This is a genomic window from Paenibacillus sp. FSL R5-0378, from assembly GCF_038009285.1.
In the GTDB taxonomy this organism is placed as follows: domain Bacteria; phylum Bacillota; class Bacilli; order Paenibacillales; family Paenibacillaceae; genus Paenibacillus_AQ; species Paenibacillus_AQ favisporus.
Genome location: NZ_JBBPAY010000001.1, coordinates 2,612,400 through 2,637,233, shown reverse-complemented (window position 1 = coordinate 2,637,233; position 24,834 = coordinate 2,612,400). Strand labels below are relative to the sequence as shown.

24 protein-coding genes and 1 tRNA gene are annotated in these 24,834 nt (G+C 48.1%); 12 read left to right on the top strand and 13 right to left on the bottom strand.

Going from position 1 to position 24,834, the window contains the following annotated elements:
• Position 1 precedes the first annotated feature (1 nt).
• Positions 2-1,615 (bottom strand): GMC family oxidoreductase, encoded by a 1,614-nt coding sequence (locus tag MKY74_RS12450; protein WP_076169219.1) that lies wholly within the window; start codon positions 1,613-1,615, stop codon positions 2-4.
• Between the two features lie 873 nt (positions 1,616-2,488).
• Positions 2,489-2,830 (bottom strand): VOC family protein, encoded by a 342-nt coding sequence (locus MKY74_RS12445; RefSeq protein ID WP_076169220.1) that lies wholly within the window; start codon positions 2,828-2,830, stop codon positions 2,489-2,491.
• A gap of 383 nt (positions 2,831-3,213) precedes the next feature.
• On the opposite strand from MKY74_RS12445, the gene MKY74_RS12440 reads away from it, so the two are divergent.
• From MKY74_RS12440 to MKY74_RS12430, 3 genes are all read left to right on the top strand, one after another.
• Positions 3,214-4,410: an IS110 family transposase gene (locus MKY74_RS12440; protein ID WP_076177140.1), complete on the top strand. Its 1,197-nt coding sequence runs from the start codon at positions 3,214-3,216 to the stop codon at positions 4,408-4,410.
• A 350-nt stretch (positions 4,411-4,760) separates the two neighbouring features.
• Positions 4,761-5,006, top strand: a complete 246-nt coding sequence (locus MKY74_RS12435) for a hypothetical protein (protein ID WP_076170194.1) — start codon at positions 4,761-4,763, stop codon at positions 5,004-5,006.
• Between the two features lie 202 nt (positions 5,007-5,208).
• Positions 5,209-5,523, top strand: coding sequence for a hypothetical protein (locus MKY74_RS12430; RefSeq protein WP_076170196.1), 315 nt, complete (start codon positions 5,209-5,211; stop codon positions 5,521-5,523).
• A 1,576-nt stretch (positions 5,524-7,099) separates the two neighbouring features.
• Here MKY74_RS12430 and MKY74_RS12425 read toward each other — a convergent pair.
• Positions 7,100-7,882, bottom strand: a complete 783-nt coding sequence (locus tag MKY74_RS12425; protein WP_076170197.1) for a hypothetical protein — start codon at positions 7,880-7,882, stop codon at positions 7,100-7,102.
• Between the two features lie 23 nt (positions 7,883-7,905).
• Positions 7,906-8,229, bottom strand: a complete 324-nt coding sequence (locus tag MKY74_RS12420) for a hypothetical protein (RefSeq protein ID WP_076170198.1) — start codon at positions 8,227-8,229, stop codon at positions 7,906-7,908.
• A gap of 189 nt (positions 8,230-8,418) precedes the next feature.
• Here MKY74_RS12420 and MKY74_RS12415 point away from each other — a divergent pair, with 189 nt between their 5' ends.
• Together MKY74_RS12415 and MKY74_RS12410 are read left to right on the top strand one after the other, a co-directional pair.
• On the top strand, positions 8,419-8,916 hold the full coding sequence (locus MKY74_RS12415; protein WP_076170199.1) for a hypothetical protein: 498 nt from the start codon (positions 8,419-8,421) through the stop codon (positions 8,914-8,916).
• Between the two features lie 52 nt (positions 8,917-8,968).
• Entirely contained in the window at positions 8,969-9,409 is a 441-nt protein-coding gene (locus MKY74_RS12410) for a hypothetical protein (RefSeq protein WP_076170200.1), read from the top strand.
• Positions 9,410-10,068: 659 nt separating this feature from the next.
• On the opposite strand, the gene MKY74_RS12405 is transcribed toward MKY74_RS12410, so the two are convergent.
• Positions 10,069-10,290, bottom strand: a complete 222-nt coding sequence (locus MKY74_RS12405; RefSeq protein ID WP_076170201.1) for a hypothetical protein — start codon at positions 10,288-10,290, stop codon at positions 10,069-10,071.
• A gap of 109 nt (positions 10,291-10,399) precedes the next feature.
• Here MKY74_RS12405 and MKY74_RS12400 point away from each other — a divergent pair, with 109 nt between their 5' ends.
• A complete protein-coding gene (locus MKY74_RS12400; RefSeq protein WP_076170202.1) occupies positions 10,400-10,909 on the top strand; it encodes a hypothetical protein in 510 nt (169 codons plus the stop codon).
• 280 nt (positions 10,910-11,189) lie between these two features.
• On the top strand, positions 11,190-11,846 hold the full coding sequence (locus MKY74_RS12395; protein WP_076170203.1) for a hypothetical protein: 657 nt from the start codon (positions 11,190-11,192) through the stop codon (positions 11,844-11,846).
• A gap of 668 nt (positions 11,847-12,514) precedes the next feature.
• Here the strand turns inward: MKY74_RS12395 and MKY74_RS12390 are convergent.
• Entirely contained in the window at positions 12,515-15,127 is a 2,613-nt protein-coding gene (locus MKY74_RS12390) for an adenosylcobalamin-dependent ribonucleoside-diphosphate reductase (RefSeq protein WP_076170204.1), read from the bottom strand.
• Between the two features lie 452 nt (positions 15,128-15,579).
• On the opposite strand from MKY74_RS12390, the gene MKY74_RS12385 reads away from it, so the two are divergent.
• The 3 genes from MKY74_RS12385 (at position 15,580) to MKY74_RS12375 (ending at position 19,394) form a co-directional block, all read left to right on the top strand.
• Positions 15,580-17,325, top strand: coding sequence for a DEAD/DEAH box helicase (locus MKY74_RS12385; RefSeq protein WP_263880528.1), 1,746 nt, complete (start codon positions 15,580-15,582; stop codon positions 17,323-17,325).
• The gene (locus MKY74_RS12380; RefSeq protein ID WP_076170206.1) at positions 17,325-18,266 is read left to right on the top strand and encodes a YqhG family protein; all 942 of its coding nucleotides are present in this window, start codon (positions 17,325-17,327) and stop codon (positions 18,264-18,266) included. Before MKY74_RS12385 ends, MKY74_RS12380 begins: the two co-directional genes overlap by 1 nt.
• A 141-nt stretch (positions 18,267-18,407) precedes the next feature.
• On the top strand, positions 18,408-19,394 hold the full coding sequence (locus tag MKY74_RS12375; RefSeq protein ID WP_144025417.1) for a hypothetical protein: 987 nt from the start codon (positions 18,408-18,410) through the stop codon (positions 19,392-19,394).
• A gap of 97 nt (positions 19,395-19,491) precedes the next feature.
• Here MKY74_RS12375 and MKY74_RS12370 read toward each other — a convergent pair whose 3' ends face one another.
• Positions 19,492-19,710, bottom strand: coding sequence for a YqzE family protein (locus MKY74_RS12370; RefSeq protein ID WP_076170208.1), 219 nt, complete (start codon positions 19,708-19,710; stop codon positions 19,492-19,494).
• A 176-nt stretch (positions 19,711-19,886) separates the two neighbouring features.
• On the opposite strand from MKY74_RS12370, the gene MKY74_RS12365 reads away from it, so the two are divergent.
• On the top strand, positions 19,887-20,597 hold the full coding sequence (locus tag MKY74_RS12365) for an N-acetylmuramoyl-L-alanine amidase (protein WP_076170209.1): 711 nt from the start codon (positions 19,887-19,889) through the stop codon (positions 20,595-20,597).
• Here MKY74_RS12365 and MKY74_RS12360 read toward each other — a convergent pair.
• The gene (locus MKY74_RS12360; protein WP_076170210.1) at positions 20,572-21,480 is read right to left on the bottom strand and encodes a divergent polysaccharide deacetylase family protein; all 909 of its coding nucleotides are present in this window, start codon (positions 21,478-21,480) and stop codon (positions 20,572-20,574) included. The two genes, MKY74_RS12365 and MKY74_RS12360, sit on opposite strands and share 26 nt — an antisense overlap.
• A gap of 175 nt (positions 21,481-21,655) precedes the next feature.
• A tRNA-Leu gene (locus tag MKY74_RS12355) sits at positions 21,656-21,740 on the bottom strand.
• A gap of 204 nt (positions 21,741-21,944) precedes the next feature.
• Here MKY74_RS12355 and MKY74_RS12350 point away from each other — a divergent pair.
• Positions 21,945-22,406 carry a hypothetical protein gene (locus tag MKY74_RS12350; protein WP_076170211.1) on the top strand — a complete coding sequence of 154 codons (462 nt, stop codon included), beginning with the start codon at positions 21,945-21,947 and terminating at the stop codon, positions 22,404-22,406.
• Positions 22,407-22,464: 58 nt separating this feature from the next.
• Here the strand turns inward: MKY74_RS12350 and MKY74_RS12345 are convergent, their stop codons facing one another.
• The 4 genes from MKY74_RS12345 to MKY74_RS12330 form a co-directional block, all read right to left on the bottom strand.
• Entirely contained in the window at positions 22,465-22,680 is a 216-nt protein-coding gene (locus MKY74_RS12345) for a hypothetical protein (RefSeq protein WP_076170212.1), read from the bottom strand.
• Positions 22,681-23,053: 373 nt separating this feature from the next.
• A complete protein-coding gene (locus tag MKY74_RS12340) occupies positions 23,054-23,383 on the bottom strand; it encodes a hypothetical protein (protein WP_076170213.1) in 330 nt (109 codons plus the stop codon).
• Between the two features lie 118 nt (positions 23,384-23,501).
• Positions 23,502-24,074 (bottom strand): xanthine phosphoribosyltransferase, encoded by a 573-nt coding sequence (locus tag MKY74_RS12335; protein WP_076170214.1) that lies wholly within the window; start codon positions 24,072-24,074, stop codon positions 23,502-23,504.
• Positions 24,075-24,165: 91 nt separating this feature from the next.
• Complete coding sequence (locus MKY74_RS12330; RefSeq protein WP_076170215.1) at positions 24,166-24,756, bottom strand: DedA family protein; 591 nt, start codon at positions 24,754-24,756, stop codon at positions 24,166-24,168.
• Between the last annotated feature and the right edge of the window lie 78 nt (positions 24,757-24,834).

Sequence of the window (24,834 nt, the reverse complement as noted above, 5' to 3'; positions counted from 1 at the left end):
ATTACTCTTCCTCGCCCTCGGATGGCTGTCTTCTGCCTTTTTTATCCGGTGAGACCAATTGCCTCGCAATCGTATAACCAATAAGGAAAGTAGCGGCGGATGTATTACCGTCCACCGTAAATGGAATGATGGAAGCGTCGGCAACGATCAAATCCTCTACCCCATGCACGTGGCCCGTTCGATCCACTACCCCTCCCTTTTTTAACGGAGCCATACGAAGGGAGCTTTGCTGGTGATGATTATGGTCGAAATTCTGTTTAATATACTCCTCCAGTTGGGCGTCGTCCTCAATCATATCCAGTGTCGGTGAAACAAGCTGGTACGACGGATCGATGGATGCGAGTTCTGCCGCTATATTTTTCACATAGGTTCTAAAAATATTTTTAACCGCTTCCATGTCATCCGGATTGGTCAGAAATCCTTCATCCGCAAGCACGATTTTAAGCGGATCCTTGTTCTGTATCTTAATCGAGCCGCGGCTCTTGGGGCGCAAGTAAAGAACTGCTAAAGTTAACGTGCTGTCAGAACCAATGCCAATCAGTTGAACCGCCCGGCGATTGCTGTTTACACCCGTCGGATCGGGCAAAAAGGCCCCCCCTGTATAAAGGGCATCCGGGTCATTCGCAGGCAGGGCAGCATCGTTCGGATTGGTAGTGAAAGCGGCAAAGTTAAGCGTATGATTTCTCAGCCTCTTACCTACGTTCGGGTTATTAAAAATCACGGGGATACCCGCTTCTTTAAGTAATGCAGCTGGACCAATTCCGGACAGCATTAATAGTTGAGCGCTATTGATGCCTGCAGAGATAATGACCTTTTTTTGGGCGTAAGCACGAATGCGTCTTCCTTCTTTCAGGAATTCCACTCCTGTGGCGCGTTTCTTGTCAAAAAGCACGCGCAGAGCCGTTGAATTAAAGAACACTTTGAGTTTCCTGCCGTTTACACCGCGGCCGGAAGGCGTCATGATATCCGAGGAGAGAAAGGCTGTGGAGGAACTTTCTCTTCGGCCTTTGGGATTTTGATACAACTGCCAGCGGGTAAATGGCCCCAGGGGAGTTTTAGGATCGTTATAATCGAGGATCTCGGGATAGCCTGTAGCCCTCTCAATAGCCGTCGTGAGCTTTTCCGCCATAGATGTGGGATTTACCGGAGCCTGTCTGATATCGATCCTTCCATTGAATCCACGGGCGTTCAGATCATCGGTTTCTCCGTTATACTTCTCTAATTTCTTGAATCGGCGAATGGCCCGTCTAGGTGACCACAGCGGACCTAAGAGCTTTTCCCATTCCCTGAAAACAGCTGATGTAGGACGTACATACTGCTCACCGTTAATCGATGACCCTCCGCCTAAAAGGCGTCCCGTTGTCCATTCAAATGCCCGCTCATCCAGCTCCTCTTGCGGAACCCCTTCCCCCTGCCAAAAATATTGGGGGAAGAACTGTTCTTCCAATTCCAGTGCGAATGTAGAGTCCTTAATGGGGGTGTCTTTATCGTTGTTCCCACCGGCCTCCAGGACAAGAACCGATACTTCTTTATTATCGCTTAATGTTTTGGCGATTACGGCGCCAGCAGGACCTGTTCCTACGATAATATAATCAAAGGTTAATTTCCGGCTCATCTAAGCTCTCCTTGTTAAATGGTCTAATGTAAGGATATTACATTGACCTGTACTATGTTCCTGAGCGGAGTTATAGGAAAGCTCGAACCTCTATTTACTAAAAAAGGCATCCGAACATATTGATGTAGCGAAACAAAAATAATGCTGCCGCGTCCATACTGCAAAAGGCTACCGCTTGGATATCTTAGCAGCCACCCGGAGTACTATGTCGATATCGAAAAGCTGCCTGCTAATTACGATTTAGCTCAGCTTGCAGCTGCAGGTAAAAGGGAGTTGATTTCGTTCAGTGAAGTATCCGAACATAGCGGAGAGCTTGTCGAGCACCCGCTGGGCTTTGCCGAGCTCTATCTTCAAATGCCTTCCTGTTTCGTCTTCGGAATCCCAAAGGCGAGGAGGCATCGAATTTTGCCGGTCCCGTCCTCGTTTCGTTATCTACGGTTCAGAGCGATTCAAAATGATTACCTGTTACCCGGTAACCTAAAATCAAAAAACCTGATCCATTAAGGATCAGGCAAAGGACATGCATGCTTAGCTACAAATCGTACACGAGCAACGAGAGGGAATCTATCTATCTCCCTATCCCTCTATTGCTATACCCACCTTACTAGCACTTGTTAGGTCGGGTAGTAATGTATACGTATATACGTTAAATCCTTGTTTTGACTGGTGTTATCCATAATATGATATTCGAGAAACGACTGAACCATCCTGCCCGTTAACGTAGATGAAGCTACCGAACTGCACCGGCAGCTTCTTTCAAGAGGTCGTTTATTCAACTATCGTTTCCCGTTAGTTTAACGAAGTCATTCACAGGAATGTCCATGATCATATATTTTCGTCATCAAATGCTCCTTCTTGCCAAGGATTCGATTATTAGATGTTACCTACAATATTTACCGCATTTCCTTCAGTGTCCTCAAACGAAGCATACACCATACCGATCTCGGTAATTTCGGTTCGTTGCTGTATGATTTTACCGCCAAAATGAATGATTCTTTCAATCATTCCATCAACATCATCCACCCGAATTACAAGGCGCGGTTCCTTTAGTTCTCCGCTACGCCGTACGATTTCGCCATTTATGGCGCCAGTCGTAGTCTTATTTGCGTAGACTTCTTCCTGGCTCCAGCCAAAAATTTGCCCATAAAAACACCATGCTCGTTGCTCATCATCTGCGGGAAGTTGAAACCATGTAACTTTGTTCGAAGGGATCATCGTGGTACCTCCACTCGTTTAATTATTCTCAAACTAATTATAAGGTGGGAATGCTGACAACAATATGTCAGACATTATTGGTAGTTATATTTCGAGTGCCGTATCGTTCATTGAACAACCGATTGCACTATCCTGCCCGTTCGTATTATGAGGTGACCAGAACTTACTGGTCGACCTCATTTTTGTGTGGTCATAAGATTGAGGTAGCCGGGGATCGAACGTTTCTGCCCGTGGGACTCAGATCCCGAAAGCTATTCTGTTCATCCCCCCTACTTGTTAAACCATGATTAGGCTAGTTGGGGCTTTGACCCCGAATCACATGCGATAATATGGACGACAAGAAGGTTAGGGGCTGCCGGCGAATATAGACTAGGAGTGATTGAATGAATCCCGTCATCGGGTTGGATATTTCCAAAGGAGAAAGTCATGCACAAGCTTTTTCAAATCGAGGAATGCCTCACGGCAAAATCTTCCGTTTTGGGCATGATCTCGAGGGGCTAATGTCTTTTCTGCGATACGCACAGGAGCTTGAGTTCTTTACAGGTCTGCGTCCTGCCGTCGTGTTAGAAGCAACCGGGCATTACCATAGCCCTGTCGTTCAGTTTCTAGATGAGCATCAGTACTTGTACATCGTTATTAATCCATTGATTTCACATCAGGCCAAAAAAACCAACTTACGTAAGGTGAAAACGGATATTGCTGACGCGTACCAACTGGGGGAATTGTTTTACAAAGAAGAGTTGGAACCTTATAAAAAGCGCGGCCAATATCTGATGAATTTGCGCTATCTGACACGGCAGCATGAGTCTTTAACGGATATGTATGTGCAAGCGAAGCTACAGTTTCAGGCGGTTCTTGATCAGGTCTTTCCGGAATATCATGGTGTGTTTGGTGACCTGTATTCGAAGGTGTCACTTCGTTTTCTGACTCTTCACTCTACGTCTCAATCAGTGTTGGTCAGATCCCTGAAAGATATCACGGCAACGATCCAGTGCCTTGCTGGGCGTTCTTCCACTTGGGCGCTTGAACGTGCCCAGAAACTAATGGCTGCCGCGGAGCGCAATCCTTTCAAGGAGACAGCTTTTCCAAGCCATCTTATCTCACTGGAGTTGCTTATTAACCTACTTCTTCAGTACCAGGAGCATCTAGCCAACCTTGACCAGTCGATAGATGCTCTAGCTGAAGAATTACAGGAATATGATTTGATCCAATCGATACCTGGCATTGGCACCAAAATTGCTGCAACAATTCTGGCTGAAATCGGGGAAATCGATCGATTTGATCATGCAAAAAAGCTGGTTGCATTTGCCGGTATCGATCCAAGCGTGTTCTCTTCCGGCAAGTTTACAGCGACCCGAAACACGATTACTAAACGCGGTTCCAGAAGACTCCGAACGGCCTTATACCAAGCCGTACGCTGTGGTCTGCGTAGCTCTCGCAACCAAAAGCTCCGAGCTTATTACGAGAAAAAGCGTGCTGAAGGCAAACCGTTTAAAGTGGCCGTAATTGCCTGTGTAAACAAGCTGATCCATTGGGTTTATGCGATTCTAACCAAAAAAGAAGCATTTCGACTGAGCTAAACAAGAAAGGCTCACCTTCTGAGGAAAACCTTCCCAAATCCTATGGGACGGTTATTTGTTATGCTTTCTTTTAAGTATAGCACCTTTGACTTTAACCATTAAGAATTAAATATTGACAAGCTATTAGCTAGAATAGCTTAATGAAAAAAGCAGCCATCAAAAAACCTGCTCTGCCGGTTATACGGCAGTTTTTTCTCACAGTTGAATGAATAGTTTAAATGAAGCAGACCCCAAATCAAATATTCGATGCCTGCTTGCGAAGAATCAATACGATTGTATAAATCTCTCCTTGATCAAGCAAATTAACCAAAATGGGTAAAGGGCCATAGACTTCAGGAGGTTAAATCTACATGGATACATTTAATGATGCCGATGACCGGAAAGACTGGGTTAATAAGGATGTTTATGGGGTTCTAAGGAAGGAGATGGAAGTTGATTCTGACGTTAATGAGGACAGCAATCGGGAACAGCAATTGGACGACTCTTTTCAGGATTGGTACCGTAATATCGGGTATTGGGTTCAGCAAAAAGAAAATATGACCCAGGTGCCAAAGGCAAACGTCTTTGATGACATACCTGAGTTGGAAACCGAATAAACGATGAATGTGAATAAGGATGATGATATTAGATGGGATGGCTGCGCTGAGATCCATGTATATTCAATTAAGGACGAAAATCGTGATATCAATAACACCTTCCATACATGTGATTTAAAAGGGATGATCGATGTGTTGCAGCCACTCAACAACGTATGTAAAGATTACTTTGGTAAAGGAAGCTATTGGGAGGATACTGACGATGTTAAATCTGTCTGAACTCGGAAATCTTCACGCCGATATCCAAGCCGTTCACGAGATTGTCCGAACACTAAAGGTTATAATCGATGGTAAAGAAATTGAAATTGATATCCTCAGAAATCAGAACGACCATTATTTTTATGAGCTAAGCCATTACTATAAAAACGCGGACAAAACCGATCCCCACGATCCATCGGAAAATAGATATTCATCTGTTGAAGAAGCGGCACGAGGAGCACTCCGCTACGCTACGATGTTTTACCGGAGTACGGATGAAGGTGGAGCTTGGGTAAGAAAGGAGTCTTTCACTCCGTAGAAAAATACGGCTGCCGAATATCACGAGACACCCTAATAGGTGTCTCATTTACTCATCAGGGACGCAACCAGGCAATGAATTAAGGTTATGCCAGGCTTAATTCATTCGAATCACAAATAAAAGCCGCAACCGGTTTTGAAATGATTAATTCTCCACCGCATGATTCGATTTTTTGCCTAGTTAAAGCCAGGAAAGTTTGGGCGATTGCTTCCCGATGTTCTAGACTTAACGCTTTGTCATTAAAAGGTCCTTGATAGAGTTGGTACAATCTACATAACTCTGCTTTACTTTTTCTCCAATTCGGCAATGAATTGTACTTATTCGACTAATACCAATGTATTTTTCCTTCATCCAAATTGAAAGATCGGCAGGAAAAATAAGACCGGCAGCTTGAGGGTATTTCCCCAAACTGCCGGTTAATCAATCTTCGGATTTACAATGTGCTACAACTCAACTCGCTTTATTTATTTTTTTCATCTCTGTGCATGACCACGCTCTATTTACGAGCACTTATTAGGTCGGGTAGTTTTGTATACGTATACACGTTAAATCCTTATTTTGACTGAAGTTATACGCGATATGATATTTACGTATACATATACATAAAGATCAAATTGCTGCTAAGGAAATAAGAATCTCGGCATTAGTAGGGTCGATGACGGTGCACAAATGCCGAGACTTCGCTCTATTGAGCACCTACGTGGTTTATTTTATGTTCGCTGCCAATCTTGTTAGCATCGGTAACGATTCCTGGCTCATATAGCTAACAATAATTAATGTTCTTCTCTTTTATACTTTAGAATCCATAGATTGATAGTATATAGCAAAGGTATTAATAGAGAAAATTTAGGAATACCGTGTCCAAAAAAAGTCAAATAACATATTAAAGGAGTTGTCCATATGTCAGCTATTAGCAGCATACTGAATGATGCCTTTAATACTGCATAAAAGGCAAGAAATGAAGGCAAAAGCAAAAATAGGATAACAACCAAATATTGAATGTCTCCGGGATCTGTGCGAAACCAAAAAATCAAAAATACGGACAGAACAATTCCTAAAATTGATCCAATAATGCCCAAGGCCCATCCTTTCGTTCCCACGAGATTCCCCGCAACTATTGTGTGGTAATGAAATGGTAGATACCGACCAAAATTAATAGACATATTACAACAACGAAACCAATCAGAAAATTCTTTAACATTGTCCCTTCACCCCAATTACCATGATAATCCATTTTAAGCAGTGAGAACTACAAATAAGTAAATTTAAAATAGACAGGTAAGTGGATTGGAACGGATTGCTTTTCCCTTGCCCATTAGCAATCACCTCAATATTACATACTATGTGTAACCAGTTCTGCTTTGTGTTACTAATTCTGATTACCTAGTTTGTTTAAGAAAGAAAATTGGAAATTAAATGACCAGTTACTGTTTAACATTTTTGGATATACCCTTTTGTCGTCATTTATATGAGATAGTCAAAATTGATTCTCTCGGACAAACTTATATCAGACATAGGAAAAAGGAAGTGGGCGTCCCCACTTCCTTTTTCCTGATCAGTCTTGCATCCCCATGATTTAATCTTCTCGTCTACATTGTTGGGCAGTTTCTTTCTCAGGAACAGCCTTTTCTATCTCAACTTTAATTATCTTAACACCGTTTTCTGGAGTGTCACTCAACGTAACATGGATTCTATCGTAGGGAACATCACCATGATGTGCGCTATAATTTAACGCACTCAAATGAACAATATGTCTTTTTGTGTTCCCGTTTATTCTTTCAATTTTATCTATTCGGGGACACATGATAAAATCCGAGTAAGTTTCATCGAAATAAGGATAGTATCTGAAGTATAAAGTCTCTTCAAGCAACTCTTCTTTAGAAACTCCTACACTTTCATATTTCCACCCGACTAATAGCCAGTCGAACAGTTCTCTGGATTGCAATCGAACCTTCTTATTGTTCCAGGTGTATATAACCTCACCTTCCGCTGGCGTGCATATCTTTGTTTTGGATGCAGATGAACAATTATATGCAGGTTCAATAACTGAAACATTACCGTTTTTCATGTTTATTCTCAAATTCGGGAGAGTAGAGGTTTTATTAAGCTCTAATTCAGTTGGTCCAGTGGAAAGGTTTGATGTGTTAATCCATTTGATAACCTTTGCGATGATTACTTCTTCATACCCATCATTTTCTCTAAATAAGCGAGAATGACCGTATAAACCGTTGACTTGAACAGATGAAATATCCTCACGTGTTAATAACGGTTTCTGTAATTGAAAATCTGCTTTTGTAACACCTATTTGGAAATATAATCCAGAAATCACAACAAGCATTAGTAATACCCACTTTTTCATAAGCACCACGCCCCCGCACTTTCTTATGGATACCACATGAACTCCGGTATTTTTACGTAGACCCCATGATCGGTTATTATCTCTTCCGTATTGGGTCCAATATCGCTCATTTTTCTAGCGATTTCGGATTCGTTAAAGCCTATTGCCTGGTCTACTCGCGCGAAGTCACCAAATGTAGTAACAATCAGCCCAATCCGTTCATTCTCTTTTTGTTCTTCAACAGCAGACAATTTTGGACCTGAATAGATACCAACACCCGAGGGATGATGATCTGCATAGGTACTTTTCCCAGCTAAATTTGAAAGAGACAGCATTACAGCTGTAATTAGGATAGTTTTTCTTAACATGCTTACTCCACCTTTCCGTCAACAATAATGTTCCCTATTTTTGGATTTCCATCCCTGCAGGGCAGGCGACCGGTCTTTGAAAAACCGATTCATCTGGGAATGAAAATCTGCCTATATGGGGAACATATTTCCTATTGATAGGCGATAATACCTATCGAAAATGCCAAGAGGGATAAAAAAGGAGACAAAATGTTACTAAAAATTTTCACAGCGTTGATCAGTAGCACACTACTCTTTAATCCAAATCACTATCCTGAATTAAATGTATCTGAAAAGGACATACATGCGAGTTATACCACTATTCAAAAGGCTGAAAGACAATTCGAAAATAAATTTCAAAGGAACATAAAAGTCCCCCAGTATGTCCCCCTTAAACATAACTATACTGGTGGATTCTTCGATGAAGCTAAAGGTTCCTTAACCTTAGATTATTTAGATACGAATAACAATTTAAAATTTGAAGTTAAAGCTATTAAAGGAATACTTAATGAGAATGTTAATCGAGGTGAGAAAATTCAACTTAAAGATGGACATGCCTATTATCTAAACAAAAAAGAACATGTGGCTGATTATATTGTGTTTCAAGATAAGGATAATGAAGTTATTTACTTTTTGAGTATGAACAAAAAAACACAAGGCGAAACTCACTTGCAAGAATTAATAAAGGCAGCAGACTCGCTTCAATAACGAAAAAACCGACGCTGTTTATTGGAGACTCTCAGACGAACATGGTGAAAAAATGAAAAGGAAATTATTCGCTTTGCTTGGTATCTGCCTTCTGATTTACGGCTTCGCAACTGTTGCTGAGTCGTCTCCATCTAAATCTAGCGTATTTAGATTGACTGCAAATGATGTTCAAACAGCGTATGTAAAATGGGGTGAATTTTGCTGGACGCTGAAAAGTGAAGAAATTGATTCGCTTATCATCATGCTGCAAAACATCAAACCTTATCTTGGTCCACTTCCAAAAGGAGGTCCATTTCAAGTAAGCTTAACGACGAAATCAAATGAACATTTCGCTTTTACGGTTGGTGTTGGCGGACAGGGGTATGTCCTAATCTCGCCACGCGAGAAGGTATATCTTCCCGGATTTAATGAATTTATGAATCCGTTTATCGAACGAAGAACCAATGAAGCTAAAAATCACTCGCCGGCGCCATGCTCGAGTCAAACAAAATAAGGAGCCACTGTCTCATGGCAGTGGTTCCTTAATTAATGAAATTCAATGTATATCAGTTCTTAAAAAGTATCCGTAGTTAAGGATTAATTGTTTCGTATTGGGTCCAATGTCCCTTTTGGCTCGTGCTATCTCGGATTCATTAAAAATGATTTGCTTTTCTTGTCGGAAAAAATCTCCGTATTTTATAGAAATTAAGCTTATATATCTAAGTTTATGAAATCAACATCTGGACTGGTATCTGGATCCCACTCTAAAGTTGTTGTGATCCTTCTTACTGAATCCATACTATCAATATCTGCATGACTCGCTAATTCTTCCGAAGGGCTTGATATTGGATTCGAGGGAATTTCACTCCTATGCCACTTTCTAAATAAAGAATGAGCTTAATTCTAATTATAGTACATTCGATGAAAGATTATAACAAAAATCCCCATTTCATAATATTCAAATATCCGTTGCTATGGTCAGGCAACTTTATATTTGCCCTTCAGAAGCATTGGGTAAGATAAGCTATTTACGCCCAACAACCTTTAGTAGGGAATTTCCGAAACACGGTGTTACCTTATAGCCTGAGTTGTCATGCTTCTCTAACTCGATTCTGATTTTCTTTTTGACTTTATTGCCCAAGAGATCCCCTTCTAAAGTAAGGCTGGTGCCATTTATTTCGCAAACTTTCTTTGAAAGAACCCCCAATCTGTAATATGAAATTCTTTTGAAATCGCCTCATTGACTTCACCATGAAGAATAGATAACGTGTAGGTTCGTATATCTTTTACTGACTCCTTTACTTGCTCTTCTGGTGAAGCTAAACAAATTCCACTTACACTCATTACAACTAAAAATGTCGACAGCAGCAAAAGCAGTTTTACTTTGACTTTCAAATTTGCTCACTCCTTCAACCTGTATGCTTAGATTTTATTTTATCCAGAACAGACAATGATTAACTATGAAAAGGGCATACTACCTAACAAAAATACAAGGAGTGCTCAAATGTTAAGATTATCGCTAATTTTAATGCTTACAATTTCCTTTTTGACGGCAAATGATTTGAATCACCTCAGGAAGGCTACGGATTTTAAATTGCTCCTTCCAACGGATAGTTCACTTAAACAGAACAAGATTGAAATTAAGGAGCCTTACTCAATTGAACTTGATCCCCCGATTCCCAGGGTCCGAATCCATTATTTCGATGCATCAGGACAAAATTATGAGTTTGGATTGGAAGAACATAAAGCGGCTGGTTATAAGGTTAGGCGAATCAAAACGATAATGGATGCTCGTACCAAAACCAGTAAAACTGAAATAAACGAGGAGAATTTTAAGTTTGATTTGCGTGGAGAAAAAGTCTACATAAATGGGATCGAGGGGAGATTTGAGGCTTGGGTTAATCACGATAAAGGAGGCTATTTACGCTGGATACAAGATGACACATATTTAGAGATGGATAGTGGGGTTCTGACTAAGCAGATGATGCTTGACATTGCGGCATCGCTTCAATAATTTAAGAAATAAACCTTATCTTCGCTCAAAAGGGTCTGACCGAGCGTTATGATCGACTTCGAGTTGGCGCACTTTCGCAAAGGGGGCAAATTTGAATGAAAAAAGGATTGAGGCTATCTAACGATTGAGGAGGCGGCAAAACGCCTTAAGATCAGCTCAGAGAGCGTCTACGGATTAATTGTACGGGGGGGAGATCCAGGTGAGGACTCGTGCGGACCAGTTTGACGCTTTCGCAGAAAGAAAAGCGAAGTCCCACCCTTTCATGAAAGGAGGTTTACTAATGAGTTTGTTTAAGGAAATAAGAATAGAGGACTTAAAGGCGAAGCCAAGAAGCGAAGTTAACACTTCTCCGGTTAAGCATACGGAAATTAAGATTGATCGAACAATTAACCCAATAATATCAAATATCACACAGTTTTTTCTGTTTCCCTCCATAACTATGAATCTTGATTCTTTATATCTCCCTGTAGGCAACCCATTGATCGAAAATGTGATTTCAGTCCATCTTATGCCTCATTTTGAAGAAGCCGTTAGAGAGGAAACCAATGATGGTAAAATCGACATCTCTATGAGAAAATTAAGACCTGAATCAAAAATTCAGATACACGACTTACTGGATTCTGGTCAAATTCATACCTATATCACTGACCTATACGGTCATGAGTATAATTATCAATCGATTCCTGCAAAAAAACTGTATAATGTTGACATGACACAAATCACACCTTTGAAGGATGCGGAATTTGATCAACTTTGGAATTTCTTTAAGAATACTTATCTCAATAGACAAGGTGTGTTGGGTTTACTACCGACAGATTGGAATTTCGACGAGAGCTTCAAAAACCACTCGCTTGTAAGAATACTGGCAGACCGTTGTACTCTGATGAATGTTTTTGTAAGCGCTGATAATAAAATTACGAATTTTAATATTTATTGAAACGATGACCAAGTTCATTACTCATTGAATATAAAAGAGTTACCTCTAAGCTTCAAATCGCTGTTGAATGAGCTCAAGCCTGTCTTCCATGAGTTACCCCTCCGCCCTTAATAATAATCAAAAATAGAAGTGTTTTCTTAAAGTGGAAACAAGTTCGTTAAATCTTCCCGAACCAGTATGTGAAGTTTCAAATCCTCGTTTCCCATACTGAAGAAAATACAAAGTACGTGGATGAAATCTCTTTGATTAGAGCGTTCCAGGATCCCAAAAAACTGCTTCAGTCGAAGGACAAAACTGTTGTTTCTTCATACGGGAAATGAAGGGTTGAAAATGGAAATCCGTCGATGATATCGTGTGGAAGTCAGAACCAGGCGATGCCTTCCTGTTTCGTCTTCGGAATCTCAAAGGCGAGGAGACATCGGATTTTGCTGGTCCGGTCCTCGTTTCGTTATCTACGCTTCAGAGCGATTCGAGTTAGAAGAACACCTGGATTATTACCCGGTAACCCGGCTTAAATAAAAAACGCCTGATCCATTGAGGATCAGGCGAAGGACATGTGTGTTTTGTTACAACTCATACACGAACGATGAGAGGGAATCTATCTAACGTACTCTCTTTTTCTCTATCTTCTTTTTCTCTTCTCTATTTCCCTATCAACACATCCACTCTTACGAGCACTTGCTATACCCACAGTTGCCGCAAGTCTTGCAGCCCTCGATATTGATCAGCGCCGCAGCCCCGCAGGACGGGCACAAATCCACCGACGCCTTCGGCGCATCATGGCTGTGCGAGTGTGTGCCGCCATGGTCCGCCGTCTCCGGTGCCAGCGTAGCTGCCACGGGCGCAGGCTCCGGATGGTCATCTTCGATGCCGCTCTGCACATGCGCTTCCAGCGCCTTGGCGACCGCGTCGGCGATCGATTCCACACGGTTGACGCCAAAGCCGATCGCGCCGGACCCGCCGATGCCCTTCAGGTGCTTGATCAGCAGCTCCACCTTGTGGCCATGGTCGCCGTAGCGGAGGAACAGGGAGCAGACGCGGCCCAGTGCTTCCGCCATGGCGAACACATCGGAGCCTGCCTTGCCTACGTTCAGGAAGATCTCGCTCGGAATGCCGTCGAGGTCGTTGATCGTAATGTACGCCATGCCAAACGGCGTATTGATCTTATAGGTTGCACCGCGCAGCACCTGCGGCCGGCGCTTGTACTGCTTATCCACTACGGAGCTCTGGCTGCTTGCCACGGCAGCGGCTACCTGGGCACCCGCCTCCTCTGCGGCAGCCGGTACGGCAGCCTCGGGGGCAGCTGTTTCCGCAGCTGGAGCGGCCTTAGCTTCGCTCTTGTCTTCCTTCTTCTCCGTTTGCAGCACCTGCACATCGCGGCTGCCGTCACGGTAGATCGTCACGCCCTTGCAGCCAAGGTCGAACGCCAGCTCATACAGCCGCTTCGTTTCTTCGACCGTGAAGTCGGCCGGGCAGTTCGCAGTTTTCGAGATGGAACTGTCCACCCAGCGCTGAATGGCGGCCTGGGCGCGGATATGGTCTTCCGCCGTCAGATCCATCGCCGTCACGAAGTAATCCGGCAGTTCTTCACCCGGATGGGCGTCCAGCCAGTCCTGCGCGATCGGTACGAACTGTTCGTCGAAGCCGAGGCGGCTCTGACGGAAATATTTAAACGCGAAGTATGGCTCGATACCGGTCGACGTGCCGACCATCGTTCCCGTGCTGCCGGTCGGCGCCTGGGTGATGACGGTCACGTTGCGCATGCCCTTCTCACGGATGGCCGTGCCGACTTCAGGGAACGCCTCGGTCATATTTTTCATAAATCCGCTCTGCAAATACGGATCCGCGTCAAACGCCAGGAACGAGCCTTTCTCTTCTGCAATGTCAGCCGATGCCAGGTATGCTTCGCGGGCGATAAACCCGTAGAGCTTGTCGAGGAACTCAAGTGATTCCGGACTGCCGTACCGGATGTTCAGCTTGATCATCAGCTCCGCCAGACCCATCGAACCGAGGCCGATCCGGCGCTCCTTCTTCTGGTTTTTCTCGTTTTCTTCAAAATGGTATGGCGTCGTGTCGATAACGTTATCCAGGAAACGCACGGAATAACGCGTCACCGTCGCCAGTTCGTCCCAAGCCACGTCATGCTTCTCTTCATCGTAGAACTTGGAGAGATTCATCGCAGACAGGTTGCAGACGCCCCATGCCGGAAGCCCCTGCTCGCCGCACGGGTTCGTGCAAATGATCGGGTTGAAGTACCAGCTGTTGGACATCTGGTTGTAGTATTCCATAAAGACGACGCCCGGCTCGGCTGATTTCCACGCCGATTCGATAATCGTATGCCAGATTTCGCTCGCCTTTACCGTCCGGTACGGAATGACGGCATGGCCGCCCTGCTTCCATTTCTCAAGGTCGCCGTCCCACAGCTCGTCGTAATCCGGATCCGTCGTATCCGGGAATACCAGCTCCCAGTCCAGGTCCTCCTTGACCGCCTTCATGAAATCATTGCTGACACAGACGGAAAGGTTGGCATTCGTCACTTGTCCCATCGTCTGCTTGACCGTAATAAAATCGAGCACGTCCGGGTGCCAGTCGTTGATCATGAGCATCAGCGCGCCGCGCCGGCTGCCGCCCTGCTCAATCAGGCCGGTCGTGTAGCTGAACAATCCGCCCCAGGATACCGCACCACTCGAGGATCCGTTCACGCCCTTGACCACGGATCTGCGCGGACGGAGCGAGGACAGATTGATGCCGACACCGCCGCCCCGCGCCATAATTTCGGTCATCTCGGACAGCGTCGCCATGATACCGCCGCGGCTGTCCTTCGGCGAAGGAATGACGTAACAGTTAAACAGCGTCAGCTCGTCACTGGCACCCGCTCCGGCGGCGATCCGCCCGCCCGGAACGAGTTTCCAGTCTTCCAGAATGTAGCGGAACTTCTCTTTCCACTCGGCCTGCAGCTCCGGCGTCGGCTCCGCCGATGCCATGGCCCCGGCCAGCCGGTCCCACATTTCCTCAGGCGTCTTCTCGATATTCAGCGTCAGCTTCTCGACATCCGTCTCCACCAGCTCGCCGCGGCGTGTTTTTACCGTCGCCCGTTTCCCCTCGCGCGATACGATCTCGCCGACTTCCTTTGTCGGAAACTTCGGATCGTCCTTGGTCAGTACAAGTACGACGTCTCCAACTTTGGCGTGATTCGGGTCCGGGTCCTTCCAAGCATACCGGTCCAAAAAGATTTTTTCGCTTAACCCCTCAAGCTTCTGTTTGCTCTGAACTTGATTCACTGTTACATTCTCCTCCCATGACTGTTCTGCCGAACGTATCGGCTCTTCGTTCCGATCAGCGGATGATGTCGGTCTGCCGACTGCGCTAAAAGTGCCGGTTCACTTCCGGGAAAGGCCTGTATGTAGCCGGGTTCCTTCCATTCAATAAACGAAATATCCCCATTTAAAACGCAAATCCGCTCGTCATGTACCATATATTGTGTGCATTGATGATTATACTATACCACATATTGTTACTCCACGCCTTAATCCTGAAATTTAGACCATGAAAGCTCTTCACTCTGGGACAACCTTTGCTTTTCTCCGCCAATCTCACTTTTTTGCTTCGGTTCCTTTGAAAAAAATTGTGAAAATCAGCGGATGCCTTCATCCATACGGAGGTTATGAACTCTCCGGTTTACGTGCATACTACTGTTACGCGAGATTACGAACCTATGAAGGAGGTACAAGGCTTGAAAACTTCTCATCTCGGTAGCGGGGCGCAGGCCGGGGACCTTCCCGTTCCCCTAAATATTGACCGCAGCTGGCTGGATAACCTCGAATCCCGCCTGGATAAAGGCGGCCCCTGGGGTGACTTCCGGCTGTTTCAGCTGGCCGTTCAGGGCGAAGAGGCGCGGCTTGTGACGAGCTTTGACGAGCTGCAGTGTGTGAAGCATTTGCAGGACCTGTCCCCCCTTCCCCATCAGATCGACACGGCGCGGAGGGTGCTGTTTGAGATGTCCGGCAGAGCCATTCTGGCCGATGAGGTCGGACTGGGCAAGACGATCGAAGCGGGACTCATTTTAAAAGAATACATGGTGCGCGGGCTGGTATCCAAAGTGCTGATTCTGGTACCCGCCTCCCTGGTGCTCCAGTGGGTCCGCGAGCTGAACAGCAAATTCGGCATCCCGGCGGTCGCGCAGAAAAAAGCTTATTCCTGGCATTCCGACGTCGTCGTCGCCTCCATGGATACCGCCAAGCGCGAGCCCCACAAGGACATGCTGATGGAGCAGGAATACGACATGCTCATTATCGACGAGGCGCACAAGCTGAAGAACAAGAAAACGACGAACTATCAATTTATCCAGAAGCTGCGGAAAAAGTACTGCCTGCTGCTGACTGCGACGCCGGTTCAAAACGATATGAGCGAGCTCTTCAACCTTATTACGCTGCTGAAGCCCGGCCAGCTCGGGCGGCAGGGGGATTTTGCGGCCAACTTCGTTGTCGGCAAACGGCAGGCGAAGAACGAGGGTCAGCTCCGGGACGAGCTCGCCAAGGTAATGATCCGCAACCGGCGCGGCGAAGGCCCGGTGCAGTTCACCAAACGGACGGTGCGCAACGTCAGCCTGCAGCTCTCTCCTGAGGAGCAGGCGCTGTACGACGGTGTAACTTCTTTTGTCAAGAACCAGTACAAAGCGTCCGGGGGCAACCTAAGCAGCATGCTGTCCCTGGTCACGCTGCAGCGCGAGGTGTGCAGCAGCCGGGACGCGGTGTTCCTGACCCTCGTGAACCTGTCGAAGAAGATTCCGGACGACTCCCCACTCACCGCCGAGGTGTGGGAGCTGGTGAACGCAATCCGGAACATCAAAGCGAACACGAAGGCCGAAAAGACGATCGAGCTGATCAAGGACATGAACGAAAAGGTCATCGTGTTTACGGAATACCGGGCGACGCAGGAATACCTGCTGCAGTATTTTCAAAAGCACGGCTTGTCCTGTGTACCGTACCGCGGCGGAATGAACCGGGGCAAAAAGGACTGGATGATGGACCTGTTCCGCGGCCGGGCCCAGGTCATGATCGCCACCGAAGCCGGCGGCGAGGGCATCAACCTGCAGTTCTGCCACCATATGATCAATTTTGACCTGCCATGGAACCCGATGCGGGTGGAGCAGCGGATTGGCCGCGTCCACCGGCTCGGGCAGCAGAACGATGTGAAGATCTACAACCTGTCCACCACCGGAACGATCGAGGAGCATATCCTGAACCTGCTGCACGAAAAAATCAACATGTTCGAGACGGTCATCGGCGGCCTGGATGTCATTCTGGAGCGTTTCGAGAAAAAGGAATCGTTCGAGAAAAGCCTGTACAAGCTGTTCCTCGAGTCGGAGTCGGATGAGGAAATCCGCAGTAAGGTCAGCTCGCTCGGGCAGTCGCTTGACCAGATCAAGCGCGAGATCGAATACGAAGATGCGGAAACCGTCATTGAGGAGGAAGCTTGATGAGCCTGTCCCCGCAGGAAGTTCAGAAGCAAGTGCTAACTTATCTGGAAACGACCGAATGCAGCATTATCGAGAAGTCCCCTTATCACGTGACCGTCAAACTGTCACCGCAGGCGGACAAGCAGCTGACCAACCGCCCCTACTACTGGGGCTTTATTGAACGGACTGGGGCGGAGCCGGAGACTCTCTCCTACACCTTCGTCTTTGCCCCGGACCAATATAACGAACAGGTGGCCAAAACCCCGCCCCCTTCAGCGCAGCCTCAGCCGCAGGACAGCATTCTGTCGAGGTATTTCGGGGTGAATCCGGCAGGGCCGCGGATCGGCCCGGGGCGGATTCCCCGCGAAGACGTCACATACGGCAGCAGCCGGCTGCAGCAAATTTGGGCCATAGCCCGGCAGGAGGGCTCCTGCGTGTATCTGTTTGAGCAGCCGGGCCCTTTGCAGCGGGAGACGCTGTTCTCCGCCCCCTACGAGCCTTGGCTGGGCGTCTGCTTCAAGGTCGAGATGACCTGCGACGTGAAGAAAGAAGCGCTCCACTTCATCGGCATCTCGCTGGTGACGGGGCAGATCGACCAACAGTTTGCCCAGCGACTGGAGAAGCTTCAACTCGGGCCGCGGCTGCCCGAGAATATCCATATCCAGCCGGGAAGCCTCTCGCTCGCGGGCGCGGCCAATCTGCTGGAGAAGCATATGAAGGATCAGCTGGCGGGCGAGGATTACAGCTGGGCGGAAGCCGCAAGGGAGCGCCTTAGGGATGAGCTTGCGGTGATCGACATGTATTACGAAGACCTCCTCAAGGAAACCGAGGAGGAGAAGCTTACGGCCATCCGGGAGCAATACGACAACCGGCGCAGCGAAATGACATGGCAGTATGAACCTAAGGTGAACCTGTCCGCCATAACCTGCGGTCTGTTTCACTTAAGATCCATCCGTCCATGAGCATTTGACCTCCCTCGCTAAAAGAAGGCAAAAAAAGACCCGTGCCCGCGCCCCAAAGCCCGACACCTTGCAACAGCCTTTTTACGGCTTGTCCGATACAATGATGTCAATAAAGCTCTGAAATCGAGGAGGGTGAATGTGGTGAGGATGGTATCTCTCGCTTTAAAAGTGACGGCGTTGACCTGTGCCGTCAGCTGCGCCTGGCCGGCCTGGAGTCCTGCGGTCCCGCAATCGGCCGCAGCGGTCGGCATCGCTGCCGCCAAGGCGGCAAGCCCCGCGCGGGCTGCCTTGCTTCGGATCGCAGCGGGATCGGACATGCAGGCGGTGCCCGCGCCGCTGGAGAGCTTTGCCGGCTCCGTCGTCCGCGAGCTGTCCGCGCAGTCCGAGTTTCAGCAGTGGGACGGCGCCGCCATCGACTATTACCCGCTAGGGCCCGGCACCCACAGCTGGCTTGCGGTCGTTTCAAAGGATAGCAAGCAGCTGGGATATTTAATATTCACCGCCAGGGAGGAAGGCGGATATATGCTCAGCGAGTACGGCAGCGGTCCAGCCATCCCTTACAGCAGCGATGCGCTTCATGACCGGCTGGCTGAGGATGGCCTTATTCCCGATCACCCCGGCCTCCCCGCAAACGTTCAAATTCAAGCTCAATATTCGGCAATGCTGCCGGTTTGGAAAGTGACCCTGCCCGGCAAGCCGGCGATGTACATCAATGCGCTGACCTTGGAGCTTCTGCCGGCAAATGCCGTTTACGCCAGCACCGCCTCCGTTTCTAAGACGGCGGTCGTTACCAATCAGAACGGTCTCCGGCTCGAGGCATCGTCACCTGCTGCGAAGATAGATAGTAATGATCCTTATGACGACCTGCTCTGGATGACCTCCCCCCGGCTGAACATCCGCCGCGGAGACGATCTGCTGAAAGCCGTCGCATCCGGCGGCAGCCTGATCTTCACCGCTCCCGGCCGTAACGCGTCCTATGGGGCTCCCTTTGCGGTAAGCGGAATTCAGACATGGTCCCCGGCCGCAGGCGCTCCTGCGGTCAGCTACGCGGCCACAGGACGTGCCGGAACCCGGTACCTCCCTGTCTCCATGCTGATGGCTGCCGGAGAATTTCATGCCCGCCCCTAGATCTCCTGCATGATTATCTGTTCCTGCCCTTATCGCGTTTCATTCCCAAAAAGAAGCGGACCTCGTATCCCACGAGGTCCGCTTCTTTCATTTTCGTTCAGTCATGAAGATTCCGCATCTTGATTTTTCGCCGCTTCGGATGGCGTTTGTCAGCCGTCCGGCCTCCCCATTGGGACAATCCGAACGGGATCATGCCGAACCATTTGACCGTCCACGGCTCTTTATATTTTTGCTTCCTTCGTTCTTCCTTGGGTGTTTCCATGTAGCTGACGACGCGCTCGGTAATGTATTTTACAAGTTCATCTCCACTGGCCATTTCCATTCCCCCCACAATGCCAAATTACAGCTCTGCTATGCTCTTAGTTTGCACAGAGATACGGTAATCTAAACGGAGGAATGCGGACGGTGCATTATTTACCGTTTATTGCACATTCTAACTTCGACATCAATTTTTCGCTCCAATCCCGTTTAACGAAAGGAGGGCCATCCTTTATGCCTATCAAAAGCTTGATCGCCGCCATCCTCCTGATCCCGGCAATGTTGTGCACAGGCAGCTCGTCCGCTTGGGCCGCTGGCCCCGGTGACCAAAGTACGACCGCCTATCCGGAGCATCCGGCTTTTCCGCATGAAGTGATTATCGTGGATGCAGGACATGGCGGTGTTGACGGAGGGACTTCATTTCAGAACATTCTGGAAAAGGACATTAACCTCGCCATCGCCCAGAAGCTGTTTATGCTGCTGCGCAGCCAGGGGTACGACGCGGTCTTGAACCGGACGGCTGACTACGCTCTCAGCGACGACAATAACTGGCTCCGCAGCTCTTCCCGCCATAAACGCGATCTCGCGCAGCGGAAGGAGTTAAGCCATCAGCTGCCGACCCTGATCGTCGTGAGTCTTCACGTCAATTGGGGCCGCAATCCTTCAAAGAACGGGGCGCTTGTGCTTCACCAGAACGAAGGGCGCAGCGTCCTGCTTGCGGACAGCATTCAGCAGCAGCTTAACCCGCTGTACCAAACGAAGGGAAGCATCCGGCTGGGAAGCCCGTTTTACCTGCTGAACCAGGTCAAAGATCCTGCGGTTATCGTAGAGACCGGATTTCTCAGCAATGCCGCAGACCGGACGATGCTGTGCAATCGGCGCGGGCAGCTCAAGATCGCGCAGGCCATCGCGAACGGAATCAGCTATTATTTGACGGCAATATAGGCGCCGGCTTCCAATCCCAGATATCCCGGACGAGATCGCTGATTCCTACAAAAGATACGGAATTCTGCATACCGGTGATGCTTTGGCGAATGGCCTCCGCCGTCTTTTTCCCCTGCACGCCGACATGCCCGATCGTTACACAGTTCTGATGTTCACTCGCCCAGGTTTCAACGGCTTTCATTTGTTTGCTGACATGGCTGACGGTGTGCCGGTCGTCCAGAAATATGTTATTGGCCACCGGAGGCATTCCCATCTGAACGGCCAGCTTGCCGACTACGGAATGGTAGTTGGTCTTGCTGTCCACGAAGAACAACCCGCGTTCGCGGCAGACCTCCAGCACGATGGACATGATCCGTTCGTCTCCGGTAATCTTCGATCCCATATGATTGTTCATGCCGACCGCATACGGCACGTTGTCGATGGCCTCCTCCACCCGTTTGCGAATCTCCTCATTGCTCATATTGGAGGTAATAGCGCCGGGACCTAGCCACTTGGGATTGCCCTGCTTGGGCTCCATCGGCATATGGACAATGACGTCATGCCCCTGTTTATGGGCCAGCTCCGCGTCGGTTTTACTGGTAGGAAGAAACGGCATGATGGCTACGGTCAGCTTAATCGGCAGGGACAACATTTCTTCGGTTCCCCCTTGCCCGTTCCCGAAGTCGTCGATGATGATCGCAACCTTTTTATCCGGCTTCATGTCACTTTGCCGCTGGTCTGCCCCGGGCTGCTCCGCTTGCTCGTTGAAGACCCGCTCCGCCGCCAGTGATCGTTCCCCATCCGCGAGGGCAGTTTGACCAGAAAGCGCAACCGTAAGCGCCAGTCCCGCTGCCGCAATATTCCGCCAGCCGCGATGCAGCTTATTGAAAGATGATGTACTCAAGCAACTTCCTCCTTTACTCGGTATCTCCACGATGTGGTTTCATTGTTTGAGGAAGTTGGAGGAATTATGTATAGCAAAAATCCCCGCTACTCCCCTCTCAGGAAAGATACGGGAAATAACAAATAACACAAAAAGGCGTCCCCGTTGTTCAAAACGGGAACGCCTTATGTATGTATGCGGTCGAGAGGACTCGAACCTCCACGGGGGGTTAGCCCACACGGACCTGAACCGTGCGCGTCTGCCAATTCCGCCACGACCGCAAATCGGTCGGTCACTCTTTGAAAGATTCAATCTTTCGCGGCGACAAGATAGATCATACCATGCTGGACAGGTATAGTCAACAATTTTTCAAAAAAAAGTTTAATCTCCTCTTCATTCTGAACAATTTCCAGTTCCTATCTCTTGAATAATCCAAGCATTTGCGGGTAAAATAAGAACATAAGTTCGTACAGGTGGTGATATGTATGGCAGCACCCGGCATGACGTCGGAAGAGGCATCGCTGATTAAGAGTTATCTGCTCCTGATTTTTATTCATAAAGTTTTCGAACGGGACATTCGGATTATGGAGGAGAGCGGCGTATTCAAGACGCCCCAGTTGTATTCGGAACTGATTGTGAACGGCGACCGGCAGGCCGGCACGCTGCTTGCTGAAGTCAAGCGGGAAATGAGAAGACGCAAGATCCGGATCCTTCGAATCTTACAAGATGATACCGGGGTCAGGGCGGAATATTCCTGCAGAGGCTATACCGACGAAATGAATATCCTTTGGCCGGCTTTTCGTAACGAGATGCTCGTTCGGATGAGAGTTTATCTCGGGCTGGATCCTTTCTCTCCCGAAGACCGTTCTCTCCTTCCCGTCTCTTCTTTTACTCACCATATGGACCATCCCGCTGCTCCCTATTTTCAGGAGGGCTCCAAACCATAAGAGCCGCCTGGAGTCCCCCCATATGAACCAAGGGGAACCGAACCAGACGGCTCTGCTATTATTCCAGAGGGCTTTGACGCGGAGCGCTCGCAGGCTGGAACAAGTAGTTCCGGTCCAGCTTGACCACTTTGCGGTTGCGGCGGCGGATCAGCACCTGGCTGCCGTCCCAAGCCACAACAATCCCTGTCACATCATTGCTTTCGATGCCGTCGCGAACCACCCGGACCTGCTCTCCGGATTGGCGGTACGCATCCAATTCCTCATCGCTGATCATCTCCAATCCTCCTTTGCTTTTGAAGAAATCTCTTCATGTAGTGAACATGGATAAGTATATGCTTTTCCCGCATATCTTACAATGGAATCGGTGTGTACCGACCTTTATTAGACACAAGACTGAGCGGGTTCAATGGCATTTTTCGTTAAAGTCATCCGGCATGATTAAGAAAAACGTCTATCGACGTACCTTCAAAGAAGACAGACCGCGTTTAAAGGTAATTTTTCTTGAAATATCAGGAAGCAATGCTCTGGCGTTTATACTTTTCTGATATTATAAGAAAGGACCAGCAGCCAATCGGCCGCTGATCCTGAATGTGTTGGTATAAAGGTGTGTATATTAATCAACTGAACCTCTCGGTGACGCTCAGCAATTAACGTTGTGCGTGTTCTTTACTGTCGTTCTTCTCGTACCAATAATCGAGCACCGTCGACGACATCACTCGTTTTTCCAGATATTCAACTTGATGAGGGGTAAACAATTCCTTCCAGGAGAAGTCTAGCTCATCACACATGCCCACGATGGTCAGCAGTTCTGACCAGGCCACGTAACGTTTATACCAAAAAAACTGAGGATGCTCTATAATATAGGGATAGAGGTCATCGAATTCGGTATGCTTGCAATCAAGCGCTCTTTCAAAGTGATCCTTTGCTTTGGCCAATTTATCAATGAAATACTGTTCGGTTACCGGTTCTTTCCCCATTGTGCTGCCTCCCCTCATGATCATCTAATACATATTATAAGCCAAAAGACGGCCGGTTGAAAGAAATTGTTTCGATTTATCCGCGGAAAATGCGGCGAAACGGGCTTTCATCCCGGGCTTAATCGGCAAAAGTGATGACGCCGCCTTCAAGCGACTGGATACGGACGAGCGGTTCAATACTTATGCCCTGCTCCCGGATGGTCCGGGCCCCTGCCTGAAAGCACTTCTCTATGACGACACCAAGGCCGACCAATTCCGCGCCGGAGCGTTCGATAATTTTGATAAGCCCCCGCGCAGCATCTCCGTTTGCAATGATGTCATCGATAAAGAGCACTTTATCCTGTTCGCTGATATAATGACGCGACAGCATAATATCCGTCACGATCCCTTTGGTAAACGAAGGAACCCGTTCGCAAAGAGCGTCCGGATCGGCCAGCAGCGTCTTCTTGCGGCGGGCGAACACCAGCGGCACGCCAAGCTCGTAAGCCGTCGCAAAGGCCACCGCAATCCCGGACGATTCCACGGTAACGACCCGGGTCACACCGGCTTCGGCAAACCGGGATGCAAACTCTTTTCCCATCTCCATCGTCAACTGCGGATCCACCTGGTGATTAAGCAGACCGTCCAAGTTCAGCACCTGATCCGAAACGATGACGCCTTCTTGTAAAATTCGTTCTTTTAACTTATCCATTTCAATAGCCCCCCACGCCGTTCCTTTGACGTAAAAGTAACATATCTTGGGCTCCCACTTCAAGGGGAAACTCCATACATAACTTCAAATGTCAGCGTTTCTTCCACCGAAGCAAGCCAATGGCCGCTCCGAGTGCAAGAAGAGCCGCAAGCAGCGCGATCCGGATCGTGGTGTGCGTCATCCTCCCGGCAATTTCGCTCCAATGATATCCAACGGCATGTCCGATCAGCATAAAGATGGTGCACCACAAGGCGGCACCTACTCCCGCATACACCACATAAGCCCTGACAGGAAGTTTCGTCGTCCCCGCGATATACGAAGATAAATGCCGGAGTCCCGGCACGAAGTAGCCGACGATAATGCTTAGTGATCCATAACGCCTGAACCACTTCTCCGCCCCAGCCAGCCGCTCCGGAGTCATTCTTACCCATTTTCCATACCGGTGAAGCAGAGGTTCCCCGACCAGACGTCCAAGAGAATAGCTGATCATCATCCCGGTCATGCTTCCCAGAAAAGTGACGGCCAGCGCGCCGGCAAAGTTGAACTCCCCCCTCGCGGCCATCCCCCCGAAAGCAACAATCAGCGTTTCGTCAGGCACCGGAATACCCAGAATGCCCAGGGCCAGCAAAAAGTACATGGCGGCATACCCGTAATGGGCAATGTAAAAGGTAATCCCTGCCATACCAAAGCCTCTCTTTCCTATCGGTGTGTCTATTCGTCCATTCGAACGCAGCCGCTCACGGGAAACGCCTGATGGACT